A 10,088-nucleotide genomic window follows, 5' to 3' on the forward strand; every position below is an offset into this window, starting at 1 on the left:
TCCCGCCCAGCATCCCAGCAACGGCATACAATCCAGCTTGGCCACGGCCGGCCCCAGTTTGTAGTCTCGACAACCACAATCTAGCGGGTCGGCCGTGAGCCTCTCCCCTCAGATGGGAGAAGAACCATAAAAAAACCCCCTCCCCGCTGGGCAGCCAGGGAAGGGGGTTTCAGGATGCGGCTATCGGGAAGTACTTAGATCAGCGGCGCCGGGGTTGCCGGCAGAGCGACCGGAGCGGCCTTCTTCTTGCGGGCGGCCGGCTTGCGCTTGGCAACCTTCTTCGCTGCCTTCTTCGGGGCAGCCTTCTTGGTGGCCTTCTTCGCGGTCTTCTTTACTGCCTTCTTGGCAGTCTTCTTGACGGCCTTCTTGGCAGTCGCCTTCTTGGCGACCTTCTTGGCAGGCTTGCGGGCCGTTGCCTTCTTGGCAGTCTTCTTGGTGGCCTTCTTGGCTACCTTCTTGACGGCCTTCTTCGCGGTCTTCTTGACAGCCTTCTTGGCAGTGGACTTCTTGGCTACCTTCTTTGCCGCCTTCTTCACTGCCTTCTTCGCAGTGGCCTTCTTGGCGACCTTCTTCGCAGCCTTCTTCACTGCCTTCTTGGCGGTCGCCTTCTTCGCGACCTTCTTCACTGCCTTCTTGGCAGCGGCCTTCTTCGCGACCTTCTTCACCGCTTTCTTGGCGGCGGGCTTCTTCTTCGCAGCTTTCTTGGTTGCCATGGGATGGCTCCTCGTCAGTGATAGGGAGTTGAAACGCCCAGGTGGATCAAACCCGCGGATGCTGCGTGCGGGGACCGCCGGCGCGTCAGGCGCGCCGTTACGGATACGGCAATGCCCGCCTCGATCGGCGGAGCGGGCATCGGAACGGGAAGTGCCTTGCATTTCTCCGGGGGAAGCGGGGCCATGTCCACCGTCATCAGGGTCGCGGTGGTCTTGAAGGGGCTGCTTCGCATCGGACGATTGATTCTGCGCACTCGGTTGGGCAGGCAAGGTCTGCTGAGGCGAAACCTAATCACGGTTTTTTTTACTGTCAACAACCCCCGCGAAAAATTTTCACATCCGCGCCATCCACGGTGTTGCCTGCACGGTCGCCACGCTCCGCCTTCGACGACCACCAAAGCGCCACGCACGCACGTTACCTGCAACGACAACGACGCAAGCGTTGAACAAAAAGCACTTGAAATAAGCACTCCGCGCAGATGCATGCATGTTGGCGGCCACTGCATGCACGCATCGCCAGCAGCGGTCGCCGCCCCCACCAACGCCAGCACAACGGCACCGCAACGGGGGGCGAAAAGTTTTCACATCCGGACGCGTCGGCGCGGGGTGGAAACGCGGATTTGCGCAAAACTGCGCACGCCCCTCGGTACCGTTCGCGGGTCTGCTGATGCCGCGTCGAGGGCGCGCAGCAAACCCTGCGTCATGAGCCGACGTACTCGCCAAAACAAAAACGGCCACCCGAAGGTGGCCGTTTCAGAATCCGGAAACGACGACTCAGTGGTCTTCGTTCTCCAGGGCTTCGGCGTACGCGTCCGGGTCCAGCAGCTCGTTGACCTCTTCGGCGTTGGTCAGTTCGACCACGAACATCCAGCCTTCGCCGTAGGCATCTTCGTTGATGGTTTCCGGCTTGTCGGACAGGGCCGAGTTGACCTCGACGACCTTGCCGCTGATCGGGCTGTAGACGTCCGAGGCGGCCTTCACCGACTCGACGACAGCGATCTGTTCGCCGGCCTTGGCGTCGGCGCCGACTTCCGGCAGTTCGACGTAGACCAGGTCACCCAGCAGGCCCTGGGCGTGGTCGGAAATACCGACGGTGACGCGGCCATTGCCTTCGACACGGGCCCACTCATGGGACTTGAGGAACTTGAGGTCGCCGGGGATCTCGCTCATGGGACTGCTCCAGAGATATGCAGGGGTGGAAAAAACGGGGCTAGTGTAACCAACCGGCCGCCACTGCTGTCAGTGACGACCGGCACGTTCGGATCAGGCGTCTGCGAGCACGCCAGGCTGGGCCTGGCCTTCGCGCACGAACGGGAACTTGACCACGCGCACCGGCACCTGCCGGCCGCGGATGTCGACGGTGACCTCGCCGAGGTCACCGGCCGGCACGCGGGCGAAGGCGATGCCCTTGGCCAGGGTCGGCGAGAAGGTGCCGGACAGGATCTCGCCCTGGCCACCGGCGGTGGTGACCGCTTGGCCGTGGCGCAGCACGCCCTTCTCGTCCATCACCAGGCCGATCATCTGGCGCGCGGTGCCGGCGGCCTTCTGTGCCTCCAGCACGTCGCGGCCGATGAAGTCGCGGCCTTCGTCCAGCGACACGGTCCAGGCCAGCGCCGCTTCATACGGGCTGATCTCTTCATCCATGTCCTGGCCGTACAGGTTCATGCCGGCTTCCAGGCGCAGGGTGTCGCGCGCGCCGAGGCCAGCCGGCTTCACGCCTGCCGCCAGCAGGCGGTTCCAGAAGGCGACCACGGCATCCTGCGGCAGCAGGATCTCGAAACCATCTTCACCGGTGTAGCCGGTGCGGGCGACGAACAGCTCGACGCCATCATCGGACTGCACCTGCAGGGCGGCGAAGCGACCCAGCTTGGTCAACGCTGCACGGTCGGCTTCGCGGGCCAGGCCGATCACGATGTCGCGCGCCTGCGGGCCCTGCACGGCGAGGATGGCCAGGTCCGGGCGCTGCTCGACGGAAACGCCGAACGGCGCGGCCTGCTCGCGCAGCCACGCGAGGTCCTTCTCGCGGGTGGAGGCATTGACCACCATGCGGAAGAAGTCGTCGCCCAGGTAGTAGACGATCAGGTCGTCGATGACGCCGCCGCGCGGGTTCAGCATGCACGAGTACAGTGCCTTGCCGGTCACCTTCAGCTTGTCGACCGAGTTGGCCAGCAGGCGGCGCAGGAACGGCTTGACCTGGTCACCGCGCAGGTCGACCACCGTCATGTGGCTGACGTCGAACACACCGGACTCGCGGCGCACCAGGTGGTGCTCGTCCAGCTGCGAGCCATAGTGGATGGGCATGTCCCAACCCCCGAAATCGACCATCTTGGCGCCAAGGGCGCGGTGGGTATCGTTGAGCAGCGTCTTCTGGGTCATGACCGGGTCCGGCAGCAGAGGAAACAAGAATCCCCATTATCCCAGATCGGTCGCCCGCAGGCGTGCCGCAGCGCAGCGGCGGAGCTGTAGAGCCGAGCCTACGCTCGGCTCCCACACGAAGAGCAGCCGAGCATGGGCTCGGCTCTACACGGGGCGGTCTGCCACCTCGACCACCAGCGTGCTGCCCCGTACCGCCACCACCCGCACCAGGCTGCCGGCCTGCAGTTCCGGGCCGCTTACCTGCCAGTACGCATCATCGATGCTGACCCGGCCCTGCCCGCCGACGATGCCCTGCTGCAATGGCACCACCCGTCCGACCAGCTGCTCGGCGCGGCGGTTGAGCAACGGTGCATCGCTGGGTCGCGCCCTTGCCTTGCCCCAGCGCCGGTAGCACTGGATCGAGACCACGCTCAGCACGACGAAGGCAACGACCTGCCACAGCAATGGAATGCCGCTGAACACGGCCACCAGCACGAACACGGCGGCCGCGCCGATGCCGATCCACAGCATGAACGCGCCCGGCGCCAGTGCCTCTGCGGCAAACAGCAGCAGTGCCAGCGCGCCCCAGCCCACGACCTCCCAGCGCATGTCAGCCTCCGATCGGCGGCGGCCGCTTGCCTGCGGCCTTGTTGTTCTGGTCGCCCAGTGCCTGCTTGGCCAGTTCGGCCACGCCAGCGATCGAGCCGATCACACCGCTGGCCTCCATCGGCATCAGCACCAGCTTCTGGTTTGGCGAACTGGCCAGCTCCTTGAACGCTTCCACGTACTTCTGCGCAACGAAGTAGTTGATCGCCTGCACGTCGCCTTCGGCGATCGCCGCCGACACCATCTGGGTTGCCTTGGCTTCGGCCTCGGCCAGGCGTTCGCGGGCCTCGGCATCGCGGAACGCCGCCTCGCGGCGGCCTTCGGCTTCCAGCACCGTGGCCTGCTTCTCGCCATCGGCGCGCAGGATCTCCGACTGTCGCGAACCCTCGGCTTCAAGGATCTGCGCGCGCTTCTCGCGCTCGGCCTTCATCTGCCGCGCCATTGCATCCAGCAGGTCGCGCGGCGGCTGGATGTCACGGATCTCGATGCGGTTGACCTTCACGCCCCACGGGTTGGTGGCATGGTCGACCACGCTCAGCAGCTGGGCGTTGATCACTTCGCGCTGGCTGAGCGATTCATCCAGGTCCATCGAACCGATCACGGTACGGATGTTGGTCTGCACCAGGGCGATCATCGCCACTTCCAGATTGGCTACCTCATAGGCCGCCTTGGCCGCGTCCAGCACCTGGAAGAACACCACGCCGTCCACGCGTACGGCAGCGTTGTCCTTGGTGATCACTTCCTGGCTGGGCACGTCCAGCACCTGCTCCATCATGTTCACCTTGCGCCCGACCCCGTACACGATCGGGATCAGGAAGTGCAGGCCGGGGGTCATGGTGTGCGTGTAGCGCCCGAAGCGCTCGACGGTCCATTCGTATCCCTGCGGCACCATCCGCACCGCCTTGAACAGGATCACGACGGCCACAAAGGCCAGTACCACGGTAAAGAACATGGTCGGGAACATCGCGCTTTCCTTATCGATGACGTCCAGGCCCCAGCATAGCGCGTGAGGGCGGCCCCCAGGGCGGCCGCTACCAGCGGTACGCGCCGGCGCAGGATGTCGGCGAACATCACCCAGTCGCCCATGAACGAGTACAGCGGATGCTGGAATGTTGCCGGACGGTTCTTCTCGAAAAAGAAATGACCGACCCAGGCGAAGCCGTAACCGCAGAACAGGGCGGCAAGCACGAGGATGGCTTGCCCGCGCAGGATCGCCGCCGCAACCAGCAGCAGCACCCCGCAGCTGCCGATGAAGTGCAGGCGGCGCGACACCGGGTGGCGGTGCTCGCTGAGGTAGAACGGATAGAACTCGCGGAAGCTGGCGAAGCGGGACATGCGCGTGCTCCGGGGACCAGGGGCGCCCCCATCATGCACCTTCCGGGAAGGGAGCGCTGCCCTTGCAGAGCCGAGCCATGCTCGGCTTGCGCGCGCCCGCGCGGCCGGAAGGAAGAGCAGCCGAGCATGGCTCGGCTCTACACTGATGAGGCGCGCGGCCCGAACATGATCACTGCCATGCCGGCCAGGCACAGCGCCGCACCCAGTATGTCCCAGCGACTGGGGCGGATGCCATCGACCAGCCACAGCCAGAACAGCGCGGTGCCGATGTAGACGCCACCGTAGGCCGCATAGACCCGGCCGCTGGCGGTCGGGTGCAGGGTCAGCAGCCAGGCGAACAGCGCCAGGCTGGCGGCCGCCGGCAGCAGCAGCCAGATGCTGCCGCCCTTGCGCAGCCAAAGCCACGGCAGGTAGCAGCCGACGATCTCGGCCAGCGCGGTCAGCAGGAACAGGCCGAGTGTCTTCACGCTTTCTCTGCTGCCTTGGCGTGCTGCCACAGCGCTTCCTGCGCATCCAGGTCCATCGCAGCCAACGCTTCCCCCTGCGCGTCGGCCTGCGCTTCCATCGCACGGAAGCGACGCTCGAACTTGTGGTTGGCCGCGCGCAGCGCCGCGCCCAGGTCGATGTCGGCATGGCGGGCCAGGTTGGCGCAGACGAACAGCAGGTCACCCAGCTCCTCCTGCAGGCGCGCCTTGTTGCCGGCGATGTCGCCGCGCTCGAACTCCTCGCGCAGCTCCTGCAGTTCCTCGGCCGCCTTGTCCAGCACCGGGAGCGGGCCCGGCCAGTCAAAGCCGACCTTGGCCGCGCGCGACTGCAGCTTCACTGCCCGCTGCCATTCCGGCAGGCCGCGCGAGATGCCGGCCAGTGCGGAGGTGTCCTGCTCGCCCTTGGCGGCGCGCTCGGCGCGCTTGATCGCCTCCCAGTTGCGCATCACCCCGTCGGCATCATCGACGCTGACCTCGGCGAACACGTGCGGGTGGCGGCGCTGCATCTTGTCGCTGATCGCGCGGGCCACGTCTGCGAAGGCGAAGCTGCCCTGCTCTTCGGCCATGCGCGCATGGAACACCACCTGCAGCAACAGGTCGCCCAGTTCGTCACACAGGTCGTCGAGGTCGCCGCGGTCGATCGCATCGGCCACCTCGTAGGCTTCCTCGATGGTGTATGGCGCGATGGTTGCGAAGTTCTGCTCCAGATCCCACGGGCAGCCGCCCTGCGGGTCGCGCAGGCGCGCCATGATCGCAAGCAGGCGCTCCAGCTCCTCGGAGGCGGCGCTGCCGGTGGTGGGGGTGTCGTGCGCGCTCATGCGGCCTCCAGGGTCAGTCGGACAACCAGTCGCGCCACGGCAGGCTGGTATCACCAAGGGCAATGAAATCGCCGTTCAACAGGGTTTCGCGGCGGTTGTAACGGAAAGGCTTGCCGGTCGCGGCCGACAGCACCGCGCCGCCCGCGGCATGCAACACGCACTGGCCGGCAGCGGTATCCCATTCGGAGGTCGGGCCCAGCCGCGGGTAGACATCCAAGCCGCCTTCGGCGATCCGGCAGAATTTCAGCGACGAGCCCTGGGCGACTGTCTCGATGCGGCCCATGCGCGCCAGCAGCGCTTCGGTTTCCGGTGAGCGGTGCGAGCGGCTGGCGGCGACGCGCAGCGGTGCGGTGGCCGGCGTGCGGGTGCGCAGCACGGTGTCGTGCAGGCCCTGCCGGCGATAAGCCAGCTCGCCACGCATGGCATGCCAGACGATGCCGGTGACCGGGGCCAGCACCACGCCGAAGGCAGGTGCGCCCTGGTAGATCAGGGCGATGTTGACGCTGAACTCGCCATTGCGCTTGACGAACTCGCGGGTGCCGTCGAGCGGATCGACCAGCCAGTACGCGCCCCAGTGGCGCCGCTGCTCCCACCCCACCTGCGCCGATTCCTCGGACAGGATCGGCAGGTCCGGAGTCAGCTGCTGCAGGCCCTGCTCGATCACGAGGTTGGCGGCCAGGTCGGCGGCGGTAACCGGGCTGTTGTCATCCTTGATCTGCACCTCGAAGCCATCGGCATACACCTGCATGATGGCTTGTCCGGCTTCCTGGGCGATGGCGATGGCGGTCTCGCGCAGGTCCGTGGTCAGTTTGATCATCGCGTTCCCTGCAGCCACTGGCGCGCGATGAACAGCGCCGCCAGCGAGCGTCCCTCGGAGAAGTCCTCGCGCAGCATCAGCTGGTCCAGTTCGGCCAGCTTCCACGGCACCACTTCCAGTTCTTCCGGCTCGTCACCGGCCAGCTTTTCCGGATACAGGTCACGTGCCACCACCAGCCACGACTGATGGCTCATATAGGTCGGGGCCAGGGTCATTGCGCGCAGCACGTCGACCCGGCGCGCACCGTAACCAGCTTCTTCCTTCAGCTCGCGATCGGCGGCCTGCTCGGGGGTTTCGCCGGCGTCGATCCGGCCCTTGACCAGGCCCAGTTCGTAGCGGTGCATGCCGGCGGCGTATTCACGCACCAGCAGCACGGTCTCGTCATCCAGCATCGGCACCACCACCACCGCGCCGTGGCCACGGCTGACCAGGCGCTCGAAGCGGCGACGTTCGCCGTTGGAGAACTCCAGGTCCAGGTGCTGGCGCTGGAAGGGGCCGTTCTCCTCATCGGTGATCCGATGGATGATCGGCAAGCGACGGCCGGCACGGTCATCGTTCATGCGGAATCTCCGCGGCGGCCGGCGCCAGCGCCGGGGCCGATAGAATGTGCAGGCAGCAACATGTTCATGAGCCCGAAATGCTAGCAGACCCAACCCCCTCCCCGCTGGCCCAGCACTGGCGGCAACGCGACCTGCAGGTGCTGTGGCACCCGTGCACGCAGATGCGTGAGCACCCGCACACCCTGCCGCTGGTGCCGATCGCCCGTGGTGAAGGCGCATGGCTGATCGACCACGACGGCAACCGCTACCTGGACGCCGTCAGCAGCTGGTGGACCAATCTGTTCGGCCATGCCGAGCCGCGCATCGGCGGCGCCATCGCGGCGCAGGCCGGGCAGCTGGAACAGGTGATGCTGGCGGGCTTCGGCCACGAGCCGGCGATCACCCTGGCCGAGCGCCTGCTGGCGCTGGCGCCACGCCAGCCCGGCCGCGAACCGCTGGCCAAGGTGTTCTACGCCGACAACGGTTCGGCCGGCGTGGAAGTCGCGCTGAAGATGGCGTTCCAGTATTTCCAGAACCGTGGCGAGCCCCGGCGCACGCGTTTCATCGCGCTGGAGAACGGCTACCACGGCGAGACCCTTGGCGCGCTGGCGATGGCGGACATCCCGTTGTACCGCCGCGTCTACGCACCGCTGCTGGCCGAAGGCCTGTTCGCGCCCTCGCCCGATGCCTACCTGGCCGAGCCGGGCCAGAGTGCCGCTGATCGTGCACGCCAGGCTGCCGATGGCCTGGCCACCCTGTTCGACCAGTATCCCGGCGAGATCTGCGCGGTGGTCCTGGAGCCACGCCTGCAGTGCGCTGGCGGCATGCGCATGCATGACCCGGTCTACCTGCAGCGTGTGCGCGAACTGTGTGATGCGCACGGCGCATTCATGATCGCCGACGAGATCGCCACCGGCTTCGGCCGCACCGGCACGCTGTTCGCCTGCGAGCAGGCCGGTGTGATGCCGGACCTGATGTGCCTGTCCAAGGGCCTGACCGGCGGCTTCCTGCCGCTGGCCGCGGTACTGGCCACGCAGGCACTGTACGACGCCTTCCTTGATGACTCGCGCGAGCGCGCCTTCCTGCATTCGCACAGCTACACCGGCAACCCGCTGGCCTGTGCGGCCGCGCTGGCGACGCTGGACATCTTCCGCGACGACGATGTCATCGCCCGCAACCGTGGTATCGCCTCGGTGATGGGCACGCTGGCTGCGCCATTCAGCGACCATCCGCACGTGGCCGACGTCCGCCAGGCCGGCATGGTGGTGGCCTTCGAGCTGTCGCGTGATGGCAACAAGCGCACCCCGTTCGACCCGGCGCTGCGACTGGGCCTGCACGCCTACAAGGCCGCGCTGAAGCGTGGCGTGGTGCTGCGTCCGTTGGGCGACGTGCTGTACTGGATGCCACCCTACTGCGTGGATGACGAACAACTGGAGCTGCTGGCACATACCACGCTGGCGGCGATTGACGAGGCGATTGCATGCGCGTGACCCGCTGCCCCATCGACCTGGCGCTGCACAGCGGCCAGACCCTGACCCTGCCGGAAGAGACGGCAAACCACCTGGTGCGGGTGATGCGCCTGCGCGAGGGTGATACCTGCGTGCTGTTCAACGGCGATGGCCACGACTACAGCGCCACGCTGACCGCGGCCGGCAAGCGCGAGGTGCAGGTGCGCATCGATGCGGTGCAGCCGGTGGACAACGAATCGCCGCTGGCGATCACTCTGCTGCAGGGCATTGCCCGAGGCGAGAAGATGGACCTGATCCTGCAGAAGGCCACCGAGTTGGGCGTGAGCGCCATCGTTCCGGTGAATGCCGAGCGCACCGAGGTGAAGCTGGATGCCGCGCGCGCGGAGAAGCGCGTGGCGCACTGGAACAACGTGGTGACCTCGGCCTGCGGCCAGTCCGGGCGCGCACGTATTCCGCAGGTGGGTTCGCCGTTGTCACTGGCGCAGGCTGCGGCGGCACTACCCGCCGATACGTTGCGGCTGACACTGGATCCGCTGGGCGCGCATCGCCTGTTGACGCTGGAGGCTGCGCCGGCCGGTGGCATCGTGATCGCGATCGGCCCGGAAGGCGGCTGGTCGCCGCGCGACCGTGATCAGCTGGCAGCAGCAGGCTTCCAGGGCCTGCAACTCGGCCCGCGCATCCTGCGCACGGAGACGGCCGGCCTGGCCGCGATCGCGGCGTTGCAGGCGCGGTTGGGCGATCTGGGGTAAGGCTGATTCGTGGTAGTGGCGGGGCGGGGGGCGCCCGCACCCCCCCCAAAGCGTGTGGGCCCCCCCGCCCCCCCCAAACCCCCAACCCCCCCCAACCCCACAACCCACGCGGGGGGGCGGGCTAATCCGCCGGCGGCGCTATTTATTTTTAATTTTGGGGTGTATTTTTAAAAAAAAAACAAGCGACACAAAAAAAAATTTT

11 protein-coding genes and 1 pseudogene are annotated in these 10,088 nt (G+C 66.6%); 2 read left to right on the top strand and 10 right to left on the bottom strand.

From position 1 onward, the window contains the following. Nucleotides 1-194: 194 nt before the first annotated feature. The 10 genes and pseudogenes from QRO91_RS15510 to nudE all read right to left on the bottom strand — a co-directional run bounded on the left by QRO91_RS15510 (nucleotide 195) and on the right by nudE (nucleotide 7,689). Complete coding sequence (locus QRO91_RS15510; protein ID WP_019338693.1) at nucleotides 195-713, bottom strand: hypothetical protein; 519 nt, start codon at nucleotides 711-713, stop codon at nucleotides 195-197. 774 nt (nucleotides 714-1,487) lie between these two features. Then, nucleotides 1,488-1,883, bottom strand: a complete 396-nt coding sequence (gene gcvH / locus QRO91_RS15515; RefSeq protein WP_006464497.1) for a glycine cleavage system protein GcvH — start codon at nucleotides 1,881-1,883, stop codon at nucleotides 1,488-1,490. A gap of 93 nt (nucleotides 1,884-1,976) precedes the next feature. Next, on the bottom strand, nucleotides 1,977-3,089 hold the full coding sequence (gene gcvT, locus QRO91_RS15520) for a glycine cleavage system aminomethyltransferase GcvT (protein ID WP_197620585.1): 1,113 nt from the start codon (nucleotides 3,087-3,089) through the stop codon (nucleotides 1,977-1,979). A gap of 144 nt (nucleotides 3,090-3,233) precedes the next feature. After that, nucleotides 3,234-3,677, bottom strand: coding sequence for an NfeD family protein (locus tag QRO91_RS15525; RefSeq protein WP_049431759.1), 444 nt, complete (start codon nucleotides 3,675-3,677; stop codon nucleotides 3,234-3,236). A gap of 1 nt (nucleotide 3,678) precedes the next feature. Further along, complete coding sequence (locus QRO91_RS15530; protein WP_049431762.1) at nucleotides 3,679-4,638, bottom strand: SPFH domain-containing protein; 960 nt, start codon at nucleotides 4,636-4,638, stop codon at nucleotides 3,679-3,681. A 74-nt stretch (nucleotides 4,639-4,712) separates the two neighbouring features. After that, nucleotides 4,713-5,009: pseudogene (locus QRO91_RS15535) on the bottom strand (Mpo1-like protein); the annotation flags it as partial. Between the two features lie 137 nt (nucleotides 5,010-5,146). Beyond that, a complete protein-coding gene (locus QRO91_RS15540; RefSeq protein WP_049431769.1) occupies nucleotides 5,147-5,476 on the bottom strand; it encodes a YnfA family protein in 330 nt (109 codons plus the stop codon). Continuing rightward, nucleotides 5,473-6,312, bottom strand: coding sequence for a nucleoside triphosphate pyrophosphohydrolase (gene mazG, locus QRO91_RS15545; protein WP_197620583.1), 840 nt, complete (start codon nucleotides 6,310-6,312; stop codon nucleotides 5,473-5,475). The genes QRO91_RS15540 and mazG overlap by 4 nt, the downstream gene beginning before the upstream one ends. Nucleotides 6,313-6,325: 13 nt before the next feature. After that, entirely contained in the window at nucleotides 6,326-7,129 is an 804-nt protein-coding gene (cysQ, locus tag QRO91_RS15550) for a 3'(2'),5'-bisphosphate nucleotidase CysQ (protein WP_049431778.1), read from the bottom strand. After that, entirely contained in the window at nucleotides 7,126-7,689 is a 564-nt protein-coding gene (gene nudE / locus QRO91_RS15555) for an ADP compounds hydrolase NudE (protein ID WP_005418435.1), read from the bottom strand. Before nudE ends, cysQ begins: the two co-directional genes overlap by 4 nt. 77 nt (nucleotides 7,690-7,766) lie before the next feature. On the opposite strand from nudE, the gene bioA reads away from it, so the two are divergent. After that, nucleotides 7,767-9,158 (top strand): adenosylmethionine--8-amino-7-oxononanoate transaminase, encoded by a 1,392-nt coding sequence (gene bioA, locus QRO91_RS15560; RefSeq protein WP_285310460.1) that lies wholly within the window; start codon nucleotides 7,767-7,769, stop codon nucleotides 9,156-9,158. After that, nucleotides 9,149-9,886, top strand: coding sequence for a 16S rRNA (uracil(1498)-N(3))-methyltransferase (locus QRO91_RS15565; protein ID WP_049431786.1), 738 nt, complete (start codon nucleotides 9,149-9,151; stop codon nucleotides 9,884-9,886). The genes bioA and QRO91_RS15565 overlap by 10 nt, the downstream gene beginning before the upstream one ends. Nucleotides 9,887-10,088: the final 202 nt, after the last annotated feature.

This window comes from Stenotrophomonas maltophilia group sp. Smal32 (assembly GCF_030237085.1).
Lineage (GTDB): Bacteria > Pseudomonadota > Gammaproteobacteria > Xanthomonadales > Xanthomonadaceae > Stenotrophomonas > Stenotrophomonas maltophilia_Q.